Raw genomic sequence first — 19,931 nt, 5'->3', positions numbered from 1 at the left:
TCCGGATTTATTAAACCACTACAGAGTGCATGGGATACGCCGAGTGCTGTCCCTTAGACCTGCTAAGCAAAGGGACGGGAAGCGAAGGGAAGAAAAGCGCAGAAACTGCAGGGCCGGAGTTTTCAGGCAGAGAGGCGATTGGGATTTTCAGCCCGGCTGGTCAGCGGGCTGAACGTTTCTTTCTGACAGGAAGGCAGAGTACTTACTGAAGGCAGAGCGCTTACTGAAGAGTGCTTACTGGAAGGCAGAGCGCAAGGTGGCCAGTGTTTCCTGGTCAGCTTTGAAGCGCATTTTCAGGTATACGCCTTTGGCGGTGAAGTTGGCGGCAGAGAAGTCTGTGTCAACGAAACCGGTGAAGTTGTAACCCAGACCCAGCCACACGTTAGTCTTCGGAATCCAGCCAACAGAAACACCGGCACCGTGCAGACTCTGACCGGATTCGTAGCTGTGCAGACGGCGGCCATGAGCACCTACGTCCCAGCGCGCATTCAGATGGTGGCGCCATTCTGCGGCCATAAAGTCGGTAGTGGAGGCGTAGTCTTCACTGTCGTACTGATCCAGAACACGCTTGATACCATATTGGCCCGCCAGCTGATCAGATGGGGCGATCAGCCAGTTAGCATGTACGTTGTTGATCAGCTTACGGCTGCGTTCTGCGGCTGAGTCAGCACTGGACTGATTGGCCTGTTCCCAGCGGGTCTGCCACAGCATGGCTACCGGCAGTTTACGTGGACGCAGGGCCAGATCGAAAGTCAGATCCAGCTGGTTGCTGTCGCTGTCGTCGGATTCTTCAGTGAAGTATTCCGCGCTGCCACCGGTTGCCAGTGCATCACTTAACGGGTGATACAGGCTGGTGCGGGCAACCCATTTGTCGGTGGTGTCACCGTCACGGCGCTCTAAGCGGGAATTCCACTGCCAGGCTTCGGTACGGTAGGCAGCACCAGCGTACATGGCGTAATAATCTTCTGTGGTATCAGAGCTTTCACCCGGCACGTTGGCTTCCAGGTTCTGCGCCTGATCAAAACCAACGCTCATGCTCCACTGGTCGTTCAGCGGGATTTCCTGATTCAGACCGGATACCGCAAACAGACGGTATGCATCGTCTTCTTCAACCTGTTCGAAGCTCTGGTCAACGCTGGCACCGGACCATGGCGTGGCACGAACACCCAGTGTGGTACGTTGGGTAGCGTCAGAGCTCAGCCCCATTTCCTGGTTACCGTACAGGCTGATCTTATCGGTCAGGCGGTAATCAGCACCCAGGGTCAGGGCATCGTCGTCATCGCTGCGTTCAGAGACGTTGGCCATCACGCCAGCGCTCAGTGCCAGACGGCTGTTGAACACGCGGGTGGTGTAACCGGCGGTCATCTGATCGCTGTACAGTGTTTCCGTTTCAGTTTCGTCCTGAGAGGTCAGCATGCCCACAGAGAACTGGTTATCGCGGTCGAGGTTACGGGTCCATTCCGCTTCCATCTGATAGGTGTCGTAACCTGTGCTCAGCTGGTAGTGGTGGAAACCTTCGAGGTCGATACGGTCTTTATCGGTGACATAAACCGAACCTTCGACACCTTCTTTGCGGTAGTCATTCTCACCCTGCGGGCTTTGAGTGAAACCAAAGTCTTCGTCCTGGCTGCGTACGTAAGCGGTGGCTTCTACTTTCTCAGTACGGTGCGTCACTTCCAGCAGGTGGGCGTTAGCGCCGTTGCTGTTGCCGCTGACCACTTCTTCGCTCTGGGCAACTTCGGCTTTGATTTCAGTGTCGCCAAGTTTCACCTGTACATCAGCACCACGCAGGCTGATGTCTTCGCCGCGCTGGTTCTGAGTGATGGCAGTAACGCCGGCTTTCACTTTATCGTCCATCAGTTTCACGCCGGCACGACCACCGCTGACGTAACCGGTTTCACCGCTTTCCACATCGTATTCTGCAACGATGTAGCGCGGGTTGAAGTTTTCGTCGTTGGCGCGGATCGGCTGTTTGAAGTAGATGGTGCCGTCGTTGTAATCCAGTACGTAGTCGATATCGCGGGTCAGGGTCTGACTGTCGACGATGACTTCGCTGCGGTAACGGTCACGCACTTCCAGCGTAATGGTTTCGCTGTTGAGGACGATGTTTTTGCTGCTCAGACGATACAGACCTGAGGTGCCATCGCCCTGAATTTCATCACGCATAGTGCCGTTATCAGACTGGCTGATAAAACCGGACAGCTCGAATACGTCATCCTGATACTCAGCCTGAGCACCGGTCATAGCGCGGGTGTAGCTGCTCAGGGTGGTGCTGTTCAGGTTGGTATTGATGTCACCGAACATGGCGTAGAAACGCTCACGTTCAACCCGGACGTACAGTTTACGTGCGGAGCTGGCATCCAGTTGCTGCTGGCTGGCATCACCGTACAGGGTGTAGTAACGGTCAGGCTCAATCATGCTGGCGAAGGCTTCGGCTTCCGGTTTGCCGGAATCGTAGGCGGCAGTGATCAACCACTCACCGGACACCTGACCCTGAGTAAAGAACGCCAGACGGCCATCGTGATAGATGTTCTGATCAACGTCGGCAGACGACATACTGCTGCGGTCGCCGGAAGCTGAGTTATAACCGACGGACATGTCACCCATACCCACCAGAATCCAGTCACGCTGCTGCGGTTTCAGCCAGACTTTAACGTCATCTTCCTGACCGTTGCTGTGTTCAAAGCTGAGGTGAACTTCACCGGCTTTGGTGGTTGGTTCCAGACGAATCAGCGCAATACCATCATTACCCACGTGGTACTGAACTTTCTGAGTGTCGCCCAGTGGGTTGGCTTCGATCTGCTTGTTAATGTCGTACAGGCGGTACGGTTCCTGAACATTCAGGTCGCCGGCCACACCGTAACGGATCGGGAAGCCTTCTTTGTCGGTCATGCGTACAGCGATTACCGGCGGGTTAATACCGTCTGCAATGGCCTGAGTTTTTTCCGGTACCAGAACAGCTTTGGCAGGAACCTGAGCGAACTGTACGGTGCGTTTGAACTCATCAACGATGTCGCCGTCTTTGTTGATCACATAGACGGTGAAGTGGTTCGGACCCGGTTCCAGGTCGACACCACGCCAGGTCGAAACCGCGAGATCACGTTTGTTGCTTTTCTCCGTGCCGTCGAAGTTCAGAACGCTGACTGGCTTGTCGTCCAGCAAGAGTTTGATGCGCTCGTCTTTGGCGTGAGAAATGGCAATCTTGGTGCTGGCGATGGCCGGGCTGCGGTCAACCGGTGGCCACAGCCACTGAGCGTAATCCGATGCGGTGTTAAACCACTTCTCGTTAAATTCCGGCATTTCCGGCGCGTTGTATTCTTCCAGACCGCCATCGGCTGCAGTGGCGTCCATGTTCTTGACCAGGAAGTTTTCCAGCGATGCTTCGATGTGCGTGGATTTTACGTCACTGCCAATAGATGCCAGCTGAATATCCGGATCACCGTTCAGTACGTTGACATCCACACGGCGGTTTTTCGCACGTCCAAGGGCAGTACCATTGCTGGCAACCGGATCAGCAGAGCCTTTACCGTCAGAAATAATCTGTGACGGATCAATCTGCAGCTGCTCGGCAATGTATTTGGCAACCGATGCTGCACGGGCTTCAGACAGCGCCTGGTTATCCGCATAGATATGACGGTTACGTGCTGCGATTGGTGTGCTGTCGGTGTGACCAACCACTTCCACTTTCAGATTACGCAGACCGCGCAGACGATCAACCACATGCTTGAGGTTGAATTTATCTTCTTCGGTCAGCTCATCAGAGAAGTTGGAGAACTTCGGTGGTGAAATCTGTTTAACCGTACCGTCTTCCGGCGGCAGTTGCAGAATCGCTGTGGTATCGACCGGTTTGATCTGATAGCTCTTATTGCCGGCATTGTCTTTGAAGCGGGTAACGGCGCGGGCTTTTAGCTCGCCACTTTTCGCTTTATCGGACACGACAGCGGTGAAGGTCAGTTCGTGCTGCCATTTGGCTGGACGGTCACCCAGCTGATAAATCAGGGTGCCATAAGAAACACGCGGATCGTTCCAGGCTTCACCGTCGAGCAGGGTACTGCCTGGCTCATAAACCACGCCTTCCGGCAGAGAAATCATTTCCATCAGGTTGGTGATTTCGACGCCCTGACCCTGCATAAAGACTTTATAGCGCAGTTTTTCCGGTACCGGAGAATTGTATGGCAGTGAGCCATCGGCCTGCGCCTGCAGTGGAATCAGTTCATGCGTCATGCGCTGGCTGACGTCACCGGTTTCCGGTTTTTTCATTTTCAGGGCGAAGTCGACGCGCCAGAAGCTGCCGCCCTGAACATCAACAAACTGGCTGAAAGAACGACCGGCGTGGAAACCGCGCTGATCACAGGTCATGACTTCCGTATAAGGTGGAACGGAAGCGGTATCCAGTTGCACAACATGGGTACCAGGGCGCACGTTCTCGATATGCCATTCACCGTTTTCGTCGGTGACCACATACGTACCGTCTTCCATATACAGACGGATATTCGGTACTGCTTCTGCGTCCAGATTGCCGTCACAGTCGTCGAGGTAAACACGACCGAACAGACGAGCGGTATCTTTAAAGAATTCATCGGTTACAACAACGCTGGCAGACGCACGGTTACTGCTGGCGATATCGTCTTCCAGCCAGGCATAGTTAACCAGATCGTCTTTGGCCAGTGCCGTTACCTGAGTGACGTAGGTCAGTTTAAAGGTGCTGTCTTCGGCCAGGTCGGGCAGGGCGAAGCGCAGAGTACGGCCGTTACCGGAAATCGCAGGATCGGCTACTTTTTCACCTTCGTAACGGGCAGAACCGCTGCGGTAACGCAGACCCGGAGGTAACTGGTCAACCAGGGTACCGTCGGTAACTTCCAGATCTTCATTGCTGACGGTAATGGTGTACTGAATAAAATCACCGATACCGACTTCGGTTTTGTTGGCGGTTTTACTCACCAGCAGGCCGGTATCCAGATTATCCGCCGGAATATCGGTCAGCAGCACGTGATCTTTCAGGTTGAACGCTTCACCACGGGAAATGTTATTGATGGCGAAGCTGCCCAGTGCTTCCAGATCTTCATCCGATGCACTGGAAGGCACGCGGTAATTATCCGGTGCATTAAATTCCAGACGGTATTCACCCGCCGGGATATATGGGAAGCGGAAGCTGCCATCAGGGAAGCTGCCATCGTCATCCGCCTGGGTATCAATGCCATTACTGCTGGACGGGCCAGTGGTTACCGTAGAAGGATATTCAGTAACGCCGTCATCATCATAAACCGTGGCTGGTTCACCGGTGGCGACATCAATCAGAGTCACTTCAATGCCGTTGATTGGCTGGCCGGTTTCCGCATCAAAAATACGGCTGTATGGGTCGAAATCCGCGTCGGCAAATGTTGTATCCGTTGGATCGTAACTGTCGGTGTAGCTTGCGGTTACGGTTTCGGAGCGGGTTAAGTTCAGCGCACAGTTATTCAGATTGTCGCTGCCGGTATAAGGGGCGGTATTAATCACGCCGGCAAATACACCGGTATTTACGCCGGTTTCGGTCAGGCGTAATTGTTCAGTGTCGGAACCGTTGCTGGTTGTCAGCGTGACAACAATGGTTTCGGCAATGGTGTTGTAGAGGTTTTTATCGCCGTCCGCCAGGGTAATAAGCAGCGGTTCGCCGATTTTAAATCCGTATTCTGCTGCCGTGGTGGCAAACGTGCCTGGCAGAGAGTAACTGGTGCCGCCAATATCGCTCACAGAGGAAATAACGGAATAATTTCCGCTGCCGTCGGAGCATTCGGTTGGCGGGGTTGCAATGCCCGCGGCGTCATTGCCGGTCAGACGTTGCAGGGTAATTTCAGCTGCGGTTGGCGCCACAGAAGCAGGGTTAATTTCCTGCGTGGTAAAGGCCGCAGAATTGCGCACCACCTGCTCAGTACCGTCTTCGCTGTAAGTCACGACAACCGTATTAACAATGGTGGTGTTGGCAGGCGTAATCGCCTGCGCAACAGAAGACACCAGCGCCAGCAACAGGTACGCCACAGCCCGGGCGTTAAGCCCGTGCCGTGTAACCTGAATCAGCTGGCGGATGGTGTGCTTCATGGTCAGTCAATCAGCACGTAGAAAACGATATTAGCAACGCCATCCTGCGCAAAACTGGTGTAAACAGCTTTTACAGTGCCGTCGGTACCATCGTATACCAAGGTGCCGGCGTCAGCAGTCACAGTATCTCCGGATATACCCGCTGGGGCATCAGTACATAACGCATAATCCGAGCTGGTACAGTAGGTAGTAGCTGTCGGTAACGGATCACTGATTGTGACATCTTCTGCCGCCATACTACCGATGTTTTCCAGACGCAGGGTATAACGAACTACCGCACCAGGGATGGCTTTTGGACTATTGCCATCGGCCCGAGCTCCGGAGATTGGGTCGTAAACCACAACCGCTTCTTTGATGAAGCCCTGACGTGTTGGGTCATTAGGATCTGTACCAAAGGATGGGAAGCCAAGTTGTAATGCATCTTCTGCATCTTCGATGTTATCGCCATCTGCATCAGCGTAAACAAACTGAATACCAGTGTTGGTATTTGACGCTGTTGCTTCTACAGGAATCGTAACGTCTGCTGCATATGATTCAGGCGTGGTGTCAGTAGGGGCTGTCCAGGCACCTTTGGTGACAACACTGGCAGCTGATGCCTGCAGGTTTACACCAAGTACATCAGCATTTTCACCAATAACCGCATCCTGTCGAGCAACGACGTAAATAACCGTACCAACCGGATTGGTTTCGCCTTCTGCATTAACCAAAATAGTATCGGTTGTGATTTCGATATCGTCAGCAGACAGACCTGCAGTGGTACCGGATTCACGGAACAGACGGTAGGTGCCGCTATTAGACAGATCAATACTGTCAATAGCCGTTGCCGTAATACCTTCAACCTGAACGCCATTCAAATCGGTCAACGTCAGATCGAAAGTTGTATTAGTGTTACCGGTGTTAGCCAGGTTGAACTCACCCACTTTGTAGTATTGGGCAGTAGCTACGCCATCCAGGTTATACAAATTGGTTGTGTCATTAACCAGTGCATCGGTGGCATCCAGGGTAAACATCACTTTAACGTCGACAATAACATCTGCGTTGTCTGTTACCGGAGTCTGTGTTGTACCGTTTACGTCGTAGGATAATGATGCGCTATTGCGCAGCATAGTACCTGCCTGTGTCCCTGCAGCCTGAGCCTCAACGGAGGCTAAGCCAGCCAGAGCAACAACAGCAGGCAAAATCGCTTTTTGTATGAGTTTCATACGATCTCTCCTGATTATTTAATACGAACTTTAAATTCGACTTGTCCACTGGCCCCGGCCGCAACCGGTTGGGTCAGCTGCCAGCGGATATTGGTGTAATCGCTGGCTTTCGCCTCACGGGTTGCACCGTTTTCCTCTACTGTGAGCTGGCTGGCCGCAGCAAAGGAGTTTCCGCCATCGACGGAATATGTGACATCGCTGCCAGCGCCAATGGCGCTGTTAGCGATGAATTCGGACTGAGCGGGTACCGGGTTATTAATCACAACCGCTTCGGCAGCATCGCTGCCGGTGTTGTTGTAACTGATGCGGTAACCCACTTTGTCGCCCGGGACCACCTGGTCGGCTGAGCGCCACTCTTCCATGACGCTGCCATCGGTTTGTGGAACCGCGACAATTTTGAAGGCTTCGGTCTTCAGGCTGACTTCCGCCATTACCAGACCGGGAACCATGAGTAGTGCCAGTAAAAGAGTGCGCATATCAGCTCCTTACTTAATGGTGGTTTCGAATTGCAGGGTGTAAACGCCGGCAGCTGCCTGATCGCCCAGGTTCAGGGAGATACGGCCGTTGGCATCAATGCTGGTGCTGTAAACGGCTGAGTCAGCAGGGTGGGTTGCGCCACCAACGGTGGAAACGTCAGTACCTTCCTGATCAGAAGCGATCCAGTAGGTAGTACCCGCTGTGTAGCTCACTTCATCCGGAATGGTATCGGAGATCACCAGACCATCAACCGGAGTAGTGACAGTAACCACGATCTGGTAAGTCACGGTCGCACCTGGGATTGCACTGTCGTCGTTACCAAAAGAGTCAACGATGGACAGAACGGATTTCTCAACAGTCACTGCGTCAACCGCATCAGGATCCACAACGACGGTATAGGTGTGGGTCAGAGTGTCGGTACCGGAAGCCACCGCAACAACAGCGTCAGTACCGCCATCACCTTCACCTGGCAGAACATCACCAATGGAGGCAGTCGATACACCTGGAGTTGAAGAAGCAACGGTTACGATGCCGGAACCCTGTTCGCCAACGTTGGCAACCGGGATATCGGTGACAACGAAGATAGTTTTGGTTTCATCTTCATTCAGGTTGATTTCGCCATTGGCATTCAGCGCACCCTGAGCGATATCGCTTGGGTCAAGAACACCGTTGCCATCGCGGTCTTCATACAGCTGGAAAGTCGCTGGTGTGAAGTCAGGGCCTGCGCCAGTTACGCTGAATACAAAGCCTTCGGAACCGTTACCTGTGTTGGACACGGTATAAGCCACGACGACGTCCTGTTGTTCAGACGTAACGTTCACGTTTGAAGAGGTTGTGTTGATGGTGAAATCGATAATTTCCTGAACCACAACGGATTCAGTGTTGGACTCAGCCGACAGCTGGCTGGTGGTGTCACCAGCAGCGTAGTAGGTAGCAGTCGCGGTGTTATCGATTGATGTACCAACGGAAGTACCGGCAGCGTAGCTCATTGTTGAGGCCAGCAGACCGGCTGCTGCAAATGCAGCGTGCTTAATCAATTTCATGGATTTCTCCTTGATGGACCATGGAATAACAAAGTGAAAACGTCTGCAGACCCGACAGCTGCAGGGAAGTACTCATTGCAGGTAAGTGCTTCCCTGCAGCTGCAGAGGACTGAACAGACGTGAGGGTTCGAAGCAAACCGGCACACTCAGCCGGAAGGATTCGTTGCACAGCAACTGCACGGGCAGTTTCAGTACGGATTGCGTTTGTGGCAGGCACGGCGAAATGCCCTGCGGAAATGCGGGGGCCACAGTGCTTTGCAGCACGCACCGGTTCAGACGACCGGAAGGGGGCGGGAAGTGTCAGCACCTTCATACAAAAGTGCTTATTTGTTTTGCGCATGGCGCGGATAGTATGAGGGGGGCGGTATCCAGTCAATTTGCCGTCATGGGGCGGTGGTGACAAAAGTTGTCGGGCTAACTTTCTGTTTTTATTGATTTATTTGTGAGGGTTGAGAATTCATTGCGATAAGCGGGGTTTTACAGACGACCAATGACTGTTTTTGGGTCTAATGGTACCTTCGTACTTCTTTTTGTTGGTAGATTGTGACAAAAAATGTCACTTCAACACTTTTAAAACTTTTTTGTGTATTTTTGTAAAAATAAGGATATCAACAATAGCATATCTGTCCAGACATGTTATCTGACGTAATTCTGACCCTTTTTCAGGGTAATTTTACACCAGAAATCTGACACTTAAGCGTAAATTCTGAGGTGATTTAACGGAAGTCGCTTAGCAGATTCTTCAGAACTGGCAAGCTGGCGAGGAACGCTGCCCATAAAAAAACCGGCCGAAGCCGGTTTTCTGACGCTTTTAATGGATCAGAAAGCGTATTTTGCAGTGAAGTGAACACGGTTCAGATCACCCTCTGCACCACCAACCAGCTCACGGGTAGCTGCGGTGTATTCCACACCGTAGGTAACAGGTTTAACCGGGGAGTACATCAGGTTGACACGAAGGCTGGACGAGGACTTGGTATAAGCCGCCGCTGCCGCTTCATCATCGTAGTCTGCATCAAGCATTGAGTATGTAATGGAGCTGCGCATTTTCGGGCTCCAGTGGTGACGGAAGCTTACGAAACCAGCACTGGTGACAGGGGCATCGAGATCGCCATCGGAGTCGATAACCGCATCTTCAACCATTGCCAGACCGACGTAGCGTCCTACCGAGCCGTAGGTGTAGCTGAACTTCAGATCGTCAGCGCCTACCATGACTTTACCGGAGAAGTTCACACCGTAGCCAGTAGTGCTGTCATCAGTGCCAGCGCCATCGTCATAGCTGATTTCACGGAACAGACCAGCAACGGTCATATCAGCAGAACCGGCTTTCATATTGTAGCGAACCACAACATCCGGGAAGCTGGCGTCATCAGTCAGGCTGTTAGTACCTGCCATGTCGATACGTGATGATGGGTTTTCCAGCGCGAACTGAAAATCACCCATGGTGTAACGGATCTGTGCCTGACGTGAGAACACAGTACTTTCAGAGACACCCAGGAAGTCTACGGACTCCGGCAGAGCACCGGTGTTCATAAATGTGGTCCAGGTCTGACCAACTAACAGGTTGTTATAGCTGAAGAAAGCATGACGGAGGCGAGGGTTGTATGAGTTGGAAACCAGCTCATTACCGCCGCCACCGTTAAAGTCCATCTCGAAGAAGGCTTTGATCTTTTCACCGTTATCCAGAGTGGTTACTGAAGTCAGGTTAAAACGCGAAGTCTGCGCGTTCATATCAAAGTCGGTTGTTTCCTCACCAGTAGCGGATTCCACCGGGATAGTGGATGGGACGTAAAATAACGCACCATCAACATCACCTTCGGAATAAGTGCTGACCATGGCATCCAGCTTTACGAAACCGCCGAATTTAAAATCGACGTCTGCAGCCTGAGCTGCAAATGGCATAGCGGCTGCCATAAGGATTAGAGGGGTCTTACGCATGTCACTCTCCTTTTGTTTTTATCGTAGTGCACCCCGCCACTATGGTGAGTCTGTCATTAGTGAGAAATTAGCCAAAGGTCGAACGAATCAGGGGGTAGGTGTAAATACGTAATATTAGTCGTCGGTATTACTACCGGATTATCATTTGGTGCTGACTGCTGGCTTTTGACTTTTAAATAACAGAAACCCTCTATAAGGTGGCGCGCTAAAACAGGATATAGATGTAACCGAGGCTCTTTGGTGGCTGAAAAAGAATAAATATTCCTTTTGATTCAATGGCTTGAATTCGTGTTTAAAATACCGCCAGTAAAACGTCATAAGTCCGTGGAATATCAGTGGCAGCGCGGCTTACGGATGAATCTCCGACGTTTTCTTACCGGACGGTAAAAGCGATAAAAATATATTTATTTTTAAGCCCGATAGACCATTGTCTAATTTTGGCGAAAGCCGCCAGTGACCAATATGAATATCAGTACATATATATCGTGCGCAGAATCTTCGCGATCTAAAAATAATCATTCGGGAGAACGCTATGAGCGAACAGAAGGTGTATCCGGTTAAGCAGGAATTTGCTGATTCAGCCTGGATTAACAATGAAAAATATCTGCAGATGTATCAGCAGTCCGTCATTAACCCTGAGGGTTTCTGGCGTGAACAGGCCGAACAACGTATTGATTGGATCAAACCTTTCACCAAAGTACGCAACGTTTCATTTGATGATCACAACGTAGCGATCAACTGGTTTGAAGACGGCACACTGAACGCATCCGCAAACTGTCTGGACCGTCACCTGGAAACCCGTGGTGATCAGGCGGCTATTATCTGGGAAGGCGATGAGCCGGATCAGGACCGCACCATTACCTATAAAGAACTGCACGAAGAAGTGTCCCGCTTCGCCAACGCGCTGCGTGGTCAGGGCGTGCGTAAAGGTGACGTGGTGTGCATTTACATGCCAATGATCCCGGAAGCAGCCGTTGCTATGCTGGCCTGTACCCGTATTGGCGCGATCCACTCTGTGGTATTCGGTGGTTTCTCTCCGGATGCACTGGCTGGCCGTATTGAAGACAGTAACGCCAAGATCGTTATCACCTCAGATGAAGGTGTTCGTGGTGGCAAGCGTGTACCACTGAAAGCGAACGTGGATGAGGCTCTGACTCACCCAAGCATCCGTTCACTGGAAAAAGTGATCGTGGTGAAACGTACCGGTTCTGATGTCGCCTGGCACGGTGCCCGTGATGTCTGGTACCACGACCTGATTTCTATCTCCTCGCCCCATTGCCCGGCGGAAGAAATGAACGCTGAAGATCCGCTGTTCATTCTTTACACCTCCGGTTCTACCGGTAAGCCAAAAGGCGTGGTGCATACCACCGGTGGCTATATGGTGTGGGCGTCCATTACGCATCAATACGTGTTCGACTACCACGATGGTGATGTCTACTGGTGTACCGCGGATGTGGGCTGGATTACCGGTCACACTTACCTGCTTTACGGCCCGCTGGCCAATGGCGGTATTACTCTGATGAACGAAGGTGTGCCGAATTACCCGGACGTCAACCGTTTCTCGCAGATTGTTGATAAGCACAAGGTCAATATTCTGTACACCGCACCAACGGCAATCCGTTCACTGATGGCGGAAGGCAAAAAGGCTGTTGAAGACACGCATCGTGAGTCCCTGCGTCTGCTGGGTTCTGTGGGCGAGCCAATCAACCCTGAAGCATGGCAGTGGTACTACGATGTGATCGGTGAGCAGAACTGCCCGATCGTGGATACCTGGTGGCAGACTGAAACCGGCGGCATCATGATTACGCCGCTGCCGGGCGCAACCGATATGAAACCGGGTTCAGCGAGCCGTCCGTTCTTTGGTGTGCAGCCAGCTCTGGTGGACAACTCTGGCATGGTGCTGGAAGGTGCAACAGAGGGTAACCTGGTGCTCATCGACAGCTGGCCGGGTCAGTCGCGTTCTGTTTACGGTGACCATGAGCGTTTTGTACAGACTTACTTCTCTACATTCCGCGGCATGTATTTCACCGGTGACGGCGCCCGTCGTGACGAAGATGGTTACTACTGGATCACTGGCCGTGTGGATGACGTTATCAACGTTTCCGGCCACCGTATGGGTACTGCCGAAGTTGAAAGCTCGCTGGTAGCGCATCCGAAGGTTGCTGAAGCCGCTGTGGTGGGTTACCCGCACGATATCAAAGGCCAGGGCATCTATGTGTATGTGACGCTGAACGCCGGCGAAGAAGCCAGTGATGAACTGGTGAAAGAGCTGCGCAACTGGGTTCGTACCGACATCGGCCCTGTGGCAACGCCGGATCTGATTCAGATCACACCGGGGCTGCCAAAAACCCGTTCCGGTAAGATCATGCGCCGTATTCTGCGTAAGATCGCAGCCAACGAACATGATGCTCTGGGTGATATCTCAACACTGGCGGATCCGTCTGTTGTTGACTCTCTGGTAGACGAGCGCCTCAACCGCTGATTGTTGTTGTGATTGGAAAACTGCCCCGGGATGCGTTCCCTGGGCAGTTTTTTGCTTTAAAATGAGCGCAGCCCTGATAAAAAGTAAGTAAGCTACCGACAGAAGTAGCCAGCTCCGCGGAGGAGACTATGCAGTTAGCACAAAAAATCATCATTGCTGATGATCACCCCTTATTCCGGACAGCGATGCAGCAGGCGGTAAAGCAGCTGGTGCCGGATGTCAGTATTGAGCAGGCTGAGTCTCTGCCGGAGCTGCAGCAGGTTGTTGAACAGCATAAAGATGCAGATCTGGTATTGCTGGATCTGCAGATGCCGGGGGCTCATGGTTATTCCGGTCTGGTATTTCTGCGTTCCCATTATCCGGAAATTCCGGTGATTGTGGTCTCGGCCTGTGAAGATCCGGCGATCATGTGTCAGGCGGTGGATCACGAAGCCTCTGGCTACATCGCCAAATCGGCGCCGCTGGAAGACATCGCCAAAGCGATCGGTCAGGTTCTGGAAGGCGATATTTATCTGCCGGAAGCTGCCCGCCGTCATCAGCATCAGCCGAATCAGAACGCACTGGATCTGGCCGAGCGTCTGGCCAGTCTGACACCTCAGCAGTTCCGTGTGCTGACCATGATGTCAGAAGGCATGCTGAACAAGCAGATTGCTTATGATCTGGATGTCAGTGAAGCGACCATCAAAGCGCACGTAACCGCTATTTTCCGCAAGCTGGGCGTACGTACCCGTACCCAGGCGGTGATTGCCGTTCAGAGTCTCGATATTGAGAAACCGGACAGCATCATGGCGGGGCAGGCAGGCGTCTGATTCAGACTCTGCGGGAACACAGAAAAGCCGGTCATTGACCGGCTTTTTTTGTTGATAGTGACCCGTGCTCAGCGGATCAGGCGGCGGATCAGAGCGCGCAGGGCGGCAGGTTTTACCGGTTTGCGCAGGAACCAGAAGCCCAGACTGCGGGCCTGTTCTTCCACTTCGGCACGGGGATCAGCGGTAATCAGAACCCCGGGTATATCCTCGCCGAAATGCTTACGCAGGTTGATCATGGCCTGCAGGCCTGTTTCGTCGTTATCCAGCTGATAGTCAGCCAGCATAATGGACGGTTTAAACGGGATTTCAGACGCTTCTTCAAGATTGCTGCAGCTGTAAACATTACATTTCCAGCTGCTCAGCAGGGCGTTCATCCCGGCCAGAACTTCAGGATCGTTGTCGATGCAGAAGGTCGGCAGACCTTCGAAGCTGCCGGTAATACGGCTGCCTGCTTCAGGGGCTGTCGAGGCCGGCGTACTGACGGCTTCTGTCAGCGGCAGGGTGACGCGGAAACGGGTGCCATTGCCAACCCAGGAATCGACACTGACTTCATGATTCATACGTTTGGCCATGCGATCAACAATAGCCAGACCCAGACCGAGGCCTTTGGAATCCTGATTCTCCTGATTAAGGCGTTTAAATTCGCCAAAAATCTCACGCAGCTTGGATTTAGGAATCCCCGGGCCGGTATCCCACACCTCCACCACAAGATGGTCGCCGCGTTTACGGCACCCCAGCAGAATGCCGCCCTGGCGGGTATAGCGCACGGCATTGGACAGCAGATTCTGAATAATGCGCCGCAGCCAGTGGGCATCGCTGATGACCCAGGCATCGCTGCCGCGGAATCGGAGTTGCAGGCCTTTATCTGCTGCCAGTGCGGTGAATTCGTCACGCAGCGGTTTCAGCACCGCGGCCAGACTGATCGGGCGCAGGCTGGGCTCCATGGCGCCGGCATCCAGCTTGGAGATTTCAACCAGTACCGACAGAACATCTTCTGCCGACTGCAATGAGCCTTCCAGATGATTCAGCAGCTCATGCTGTTCCTTGCTCAGATTCTGCTGCGATAGTGTCGAGGCAAAGAGTTTTGCCGCGTTCAGCGGCTGCATCAGGTCATGGCCGGCGGCTGCCAGAAAGCGGGTTTTACTGGTGTTGGCTTCAATCAGCTTGGAGGTCAGGTCATCGACGTCCCGGGTACTTTTTTCCACCCGTTGTTCCAGATTGATGTTGGCTTCTTTCAGAGCCTGTTCGGCTTTTCTGTGCACGGTAATGTCGGTGAAACTGGTTACGAAACCACCGTCGGGCATCGGATGGCCCTGCATGTAAATAACCACGCCATTGGGCAGCAGGCGTTCAAACTGATGCGCTGAACCGGCACTGAGGAAGTTCATGCGCCGGCCAACCTGTTCTTCAATGGAACCGGTGCCGCAGAAACCACGACGGGCATTGAACTCAATGATTTCTGAAATCGGCTTACCCACCTGAATCAGCGACGGTGGGTAATTAAATATTTCCAGGTACCTGTGGTTCCAGGCGACGAGATTGAGGTTGCGGTCGACCACGCTCACCCCTTGCTGCAGATTTTCCAGCGCCGCCTGCAACTGCTCGCGGCTCATGGCAAAGGCCTGGCTCGCCTCACTGGCGAGGAATGCGAGGTCACGGATCTGAATCTGCTCACCACCAAGCAAAGTGGAGAAAATCACCCGGGCAGAGGAGGAGCCCACAACTGAGGCCAGTAATTTTTCTGCTTCGTGCAGTAGGTCGTTGGTGGCGATGGCGTGGTCGTACTGAATGCCATGACGGGCCTGGTAATCAGAGAAAAACATTTCGGTTTTTTTGAAACCAAGAATGCGTTCCAGCACCACGCGCACATCATCGACTTTGCAGGAGAAACTGGGCGGTACATGCTTGCCACTGACCGGCGCTTTGGTACTGGTGAAATCCGACGCCAGCATACGTTCGCGCACGGATGCGTTGGTCACCACAGAAAAGAAAATATAAAAGGAAATATTCACGCTCAGCGACAGAATAACGCCGAAACTGAAATCATCCAGATTCATGCCCAGCATCTGGGTAGCGCTGCTGGCATCGTCAAGACCATGAGCCAGCACTGGCCACAGCAGGGTGTAGAACCAGATACCGGTACCGGATACCAGGCCGGTAATGGCGCCCTGCCGGTTGCCGCCCTGCCAGATCAGACCGCCGATCAGTGGCGGAGCAAACTGGGCGACTGCAGCAAACGACAGCAGGCCGATGGCGGCCAGAGATTCAAACTCTCCGACCAGTCGATAAAACAGATAGGAGCCCAGCAGCATGGCCAGAATGACCATACGGCGTACGGTCAGAACCAGTGTGCGTACCCGGGTTGATTGCTGAATATCGGCCTGCTGCTGCGTATTGCGGAAGAAGGCTGGCAGAATTAATTCGTTGGAAACCATGGTGCTGATCGCAATGGTGGCAACGATGATCATGCCGGTAGCCGCACTGCCACCGCCGATAAAGGCGATGATGGCCAGCATTTCATGGCCGAGGGTCACCGGCAGGCTGAGTACATAAGTGTCCGGGGTAAAGCCCAGTTCACGCATAAACATATGACCGGTGAGCGCGATGGGCACCACAAACATCAGCATCAGAATCAGGTAAATGGGGAAGGTCCAGCGGGCGGCATTAATATGGCGCGGCGATTCATTTTCGATTACGGCTACCTGAAACTGGCGCGGCAGACAGAGAATGGCAAAGCCTGCCAACAGCGTCTGCAGAATAAACGCCAGAGAAATAATATCGCTGTTAAACAGGGCGTGTTCCGGGAAGCTTTCGTACGACAGGCGGAAGACATCCAGTGGTGAATCAAACAGGCTGGTCATCACCCACACACCAATGGTAATCATTGCCAGCAGTTTGATCATGGATTCAAACGCCACCGCCAGAATCATCCCCGGATGCTGCTCACTGGCGTCGATATCCCGGGTACCGAACACGATAACAAACAGCGCCATCGCCCAGCTGATATGAAACGCGGTGTCCTGCCAGAAGGGCAGAGGCCCCTGATCCAGCGCACCGAGGGGCATGGTCACCAGTTCAAAGGTGGTGGCAATGGCTTTCAGCTGCAAAGCGATATAAGGCACAACGCCAAGCACGGCGACCAGCGTTACCAGAATCGCCAGGGTGTGATCGCGGCCATAACGGGTGGCAATAAAGTCGGCGATGGAGGTAAGACGTTTTTCTTTGGCGATGCGGATGATTTTTCCGAGCATGCGCCAGAAAAAAAACAGAAACAGAATGGGGCCGATATAAATGGTAAGGAACAGCCAGCCACTGGTGTCGGCCTGACCCACCGCACCATAGAAGGTCCAGGACGTGCAGTACACCGCCAGCGACAGGCTGTAAATCATGCCCGTGTTGTGTACTGGTTTACCGCTTTGCGCACGACGGTCACCGTACCAGGCAATCCAGAACAGAGTGCCGATGTATAACACGGAGATAGAAACAAGCTGCCAGCTGGGGATCATAGGGGTCCTTATCGTTATTGTGCGCTGAACGGTGGGCGAGAGCTTAACACGGAGCAGGCACATTCTCGGTCGCAGGTATCTGCAAACTAAGACTAAAGTCGAAAAGCGGCTCGCTCAATAGTCTTAATGCAAAAGACCTTTTCATTGAGATTTGTGACCTGAGTCTATGGGTTCACCGACTATGGTCTTGCTGAGGCACGCAACGCAAATTTGTACACTGGTCTGTCCCGGAAACTGACTTCCTTCCGGTGTGTATGTGGTCTGATCAGTAAAGCCGTTGCTCTGGCTCGGCTGCGTGTTTTGCGTGGCGAGTGTTGTGCGGCGCGTGTTGTGCGGAGAGTGTTATGCACGAAGATATTTACCGGCGAATTCAGTTTCACCCGGATTTTATTGAGCTGGTAGAAAAGCGACGCCTGTTTACCGTGCGCCTGTCGGCTATCGTGATTATTGTGTACTTCAGTTTTATTTCTCTGGTGGCATTCGCCCCTGAGGTGCTGGCGACGCCTGTGACCGATGACAGTGTGATCAGCTGGGGCATACCGATCAGCATTTTTATCATCATTGCGTCATTTCTGATGACAGGGATTTACGTTAAACGGGCTAACACCGAGTTTGACGAAGAAAACCAGCGCATCATCGAAGAATGTACCCATCAGTGGGTGATGAGTCGTTGAAAGCCCTGTTTTTTATCCTGCTTGTCATGCTATCCGGGCAGGCATCGGCGGCCGGGTCCGTTTCATTGAGTGGTACCATAAGTGGTGCCAGTAGTAGTGCCATAAGTAGTGCCAGAAGTGATACCAGTGGACCGGACTGGGCTGCGGTAACCATGTTTCTGATTTTTGTGGCGCTCACTCTGGGTATCACTGTCTGGTCCAGCCGGCGTACCCGTACAGCCGCTGACTTCTATTCCGCCAGTGGCAGTATTACCGGCTTTCAGAATGGCCTGGCCATCGCCGGTGATTACATGTCAGCGGCCTCGTTTCTGGGGATATCCGGTCTGGTTTATCTGTCCGGATTTGACGGTCTTATCTATTCCATCGGTTTTCTGGTCGGCTGGCCACTGATTCTGTTTGTGATTGCCGAGCGTCTGCGCAATCTCGGCCGTTACACGTTTGCCGATGTTGCCTCCTACCGCCTGGGGAAAACGCAGATCCGTACGTTATCTGCCGCGGGCTCACTGTGTGTTGTATCTCTTTATCTGATCGCTCAGATGGTGGGTTCCGGTAAGCTGATTCAGCTGTTGTTTGGCTTACCCTACAGTTACGCGGTGGTTACGGTCGGTGTGCTGATGGTGCTGTACGTCACGCTGGGCGGAATGCTGGCGACTACCTGGGTGCAGATCATCAAAGCCGTGTTGCTGTTATCCGGTGCCAGCTTTATGGCGTTAATGGTGATGGCCAGCACAGGGTTCGATTTTGGCAGTCTGTTTCAGCGGGCGACGGAAGTTCATAAAGACGGCATCAACATAATGGCACCGGGTGGTCTGGTGTCTGACCCTGTCTCTGCTATCAGCCTTGGTATTGCGCTAATGTTCGGTACCGCAGGCCTGCCACATATCCTGATGCGTTTCTTTACCGTTGCGGATGCGCGCGAGGCGCGTAAATCCGTGTTTTACGCCACGGGTTTTATCGGCTATTTCTACATTCTGACCTTTATTATCGGTTTTGGCGCCATTGTGCTGGTATCCACGAACCCTCAGTTTCTGACGGCGGATGGCTCTCTGATCGGTGGTAATAACATGGCCGCAATTCATCTTGCCGGAGCGGTGGGTGGTCACTGGTTTATGGGATTTATTTCAGCGGTGGCGTTTGCAACCATTCTGGCGGTTGTTGCCGGACTGGCGCTTGCCGGAGCGTCTGCAGTGTCACACGATCTGTATGCCACGTTGTTGCGCCCTGATGCCAGTGAGGCGCAGGAAGTGCGCGTATCAAAAATTACCGTTGTGCTGCTAGGCAGTCTGTCGATTGGGTTGGGATTGCTGTTTGAAGACCAGAATATTGCCTTTATGGTTGGTCTGGCGTTTGCGATTGCAGCCAGCGCCAATTTCCCGGTACTGCTGTTGTCTATGTGCTGGCGTCGCCTGACGACCCGCGGCGCGGTGTTGGGAGGCTGGCTGGGCCTGTTGACCGCCGTGTTGCTGGTGATTCTGGGGCCTGTGGTCTGGGTGGATATCCTGGCCCATGAAGAAGCTGTATTTCCGTATAAATATCCCGCATTGTTCTCAGTCAGCGTTGCCTTTGCCGGGATCTGGTATTTTTCAGTGACGGATAAGTCTGCCAGAGGTAATGCTGAGCGGGATTTATTCGATCAGCAGTTTGTCCGCTCTCAGACCGGCCCCGGAACTTCCGGAGGACTGAACTACTGAGTGCGCGTTGCAGGCTGCTGTATGTAACAGGGAT

At 53.0% G+C, this 19,931-nt stretch carries 10 protein-coding genes; 4 read left to right on the top strand and 6 right to left on the bottom strand.

The window, feature by feature from the left end:
- Positions 1 to 234: 234 nt before the first annotated feature.
- The 5 genes from B2Z72_RS01890 to B2Z72_RS01870 form a co-directional block, all read right to left on the bottom strand.
- Positions 235 to 6,078, bottom strand: a complete 5,844-nt coding sequence (locus B2Z72_RS01890; RefSeq protein WP_296980782.1) for an OmpA family protein — start codon at positions 6,076 to 6,078, stop codon at positions 235 to 237.
- 2 nt (positions 6,079 to 6,080) lie between these two features.
- Positions 6,081 to 7,280, bottom strand: a complete 1,200-nt coding sequence (locus tag B2Z72_RS01885) for a hypothetical protein (RefSeq protein ID WP_296980784.1) — start codon at positions 7,278 to 7,280, stop codon at positions 6,081 to 6,083.
- A gap of 14 nt (positions 7,281 to 7,294) precedes the next feature.
- Positions 7,295 to 7,756 (bottom strand): hypothetical protein, encoded by a 462-nt coding sequence (locus tag B2Z72_RS01880; protein ID WP_296980785.1) that lies wholly within the window; start codon positions 7,754 to 7,756, stop codon positions 7,295 to 7,297.
- A gap of 9 nt (positions 7,757 to 7,765) precedes the next feature.
- A complete protein-coding gene (locus tag B2Z72_RS01875) occupies positions 7,766 to 8,800 on the bottom strand; it encodes a hypothetical protein (protein WP_296980786.1) in 1,035 nt (344 codons plus the stop codon).
- A gap of 819 nt (positions 8,801 to 9,619) precedes the next feature.
- The gene (locus B2Z72_RS01870; protein WP_296980788.1) at positions 9,620 to 10,735 is read right to left on the bottom strand and encodes a DcaP family trimeric outer membrane transporter; all 1,116 of its coding nucleotides are present in this window, start codon (positions 10,733 to 10,735) and stop codon (positions 9,620 to 9,622) included.
- A 532-nt stretch (positions 10,736 to 11,267) separates the two neighbouring features.
- On the opposite strand from B2Z72_RS01870, the gene acs reads away from it, so the two are divergent.
- Together acs and B2Z72_RS01860 are read left to right on the top strand one after the other, a co-directional pair.
- Positions 11,268 to 13,217 carry an acetate--CoA ligase gene (gene acs / locus B2Z72_RS01865; RefSeq protein WP_297004068.1) on the top strand — a complete coding sequence of 650 codons (1,950 nt, stop codon included), beginning with the start codon at positions 11,268 to 11,270 and terminating at the stop codon, positions 13,215 to 13,217.
- A gap of 128 nt (positions 13,218 to 13,345) precedes the next feature.
- Positions 13,346 to 14,026, top strand: a complete 681-nt coding sequence (locus B2Z72_RS01860) for a response regulator (protein ID WP_296985883.1) — start codon at positions 13,346 to 13,348, stop codon at positions 14,024 to 14,026.
- A 68-nt stretch (positions 14,027 to 14,094) separates the two neighbouring features.
- Here the strand turns inward: B2Z72_RS01860 and B2Z72_RS01855 are convergent, their stop codons facing one another.
- On the bottom strand, positions 14,095 to 17,532 hold the full coding sequence (locus B2Z72_RS01855; protein WP_297004066.1) for a PAS domain-containing hybrid sensor histidine kinase/response regulator: 3,438 nt from the start codon (positions 17,530 to 17,532) through the stop codon (positions 14,095 to 14,097).
- A 344-nt stretch (positions 17,533 to 17,876) separates the two neighbouring features.
- On the opposite strand from B2Z72_RS01855, the gene B2Z72_RS01850 reads away from it, so the two are divergent.
- Both B2Z72_RS01850 and B2Z72_RS01845 read left to right on the top strand, forming a co-directional pair.
- Positions 17,877 to 18,206, top strand: coding sequence for a DUF485 domain-containing protein (locus B2Z72_RS01850; protein WP_296980607.1), 330 nt, complete (start codon positions 17,877 to 17,879; stop codon positions 18,204 to 18,206).
- Positions 18,176 to 19,897 (top strand): cation acetate symporter, encoded by a 1,722-nt coding sequence (locus B2Z72_RS01845; protein ID WP_349676672.1) that lies wholly within the window; start codon positions 18,176 to 18,178, stop codon positions 19,895 to 19,897. Before B2Z72_RS01850 ends, B2Z72_RS01845 begins: the two co-directional genes overlap by 31 nt.
- The last annotated feature ends 34 nt before the right edge of the window (positions 19,898 to 19,931 follow it).

It is taken from the genome of Thalassolituus sp. UBA6592, from assembly GCF_002433655.1.
In the GTDB taxonomy this organism is placed as follows: Bacteria; Pseudomonadota; Gammaproteobacteria; order Pseudomonadales; family Oceanobacteraceae; genus Venatoribacter.
The sequence above is the reverse complement of the archived record's forward strand: the minus strand, read 5'-3'. Positions and strand labels throughout refer to the sequence as shown.

Coding starts and splice junctions, on each gene's coding strand:
- B2Z72_RS01890 (WP_296980782.1), bottom strand. CDS start 6,078: ATGAAGCACACCATCCGCCAGCTGATTCAGGTTACACGGCACGGGCTT.
- B2Z72_RS01885 (WP_296980784.1), bottom strand. CDS start 7,280: ATGAAACTCATACAAAAAGCGATTTTGCCTGCTGTTGTTGCTCTGGCT.
- B2Z72_RS01850 (WP_296980607.1), top strand. CDS start 17,877: ATGCACGAAGATATTTACCGGCGAATTCAGTTTCACCCGGATTTTATT.
- acs (WP_297004068.1), top strand. CDS start 11,268: ATGAGCGAACAGAAGGTGTATCCGGTTAAGCAGGAATTTGCTGATTCA.
- B2Z72_RS01875 (WP_296980786.1), bottom strand. CDS start 8,800: ATGAAATTGATTAAGCACGCTGCATTTGCAGCAGCCGGTCTGCTGGCC.
- B2Z72_RS01880 (WP_296980785.1), bottom strand. CDS start 7,756: ATGCGCACTCTTTTACTGGCACTACTCATGGTTCCCGGTCTGGTAATG.
- B2Z72_RS01860 (WP_296985883.1), top strand. CDS start 13,346: ATGCAGTTAGCACAAAAAATCATCATTGCTGATGATCACCCCTTATTC.
- B2Z72_RS01855 (WP_297004066.1), bottom strand. CDS start 17,532: ATGATCCCCAGCTGGCAGCTTGTTTCTATCTCCGTGTTATACATCGGC.
- B2Z72_RS01870 (WP_296980788.1), bottom strand. CDS start 10,735: ATGCGTAAGACCCCTCTAATCCTTATGGCAGCCGCTATGCCATTTGCA.
- B2Z72_RS01845 (WP_349676672.1), top strand. CDS start 18,176: ATGTACCCATCAGTGGGTGATGAGTCGTTGAAAGCCCTGTTTTTTATC.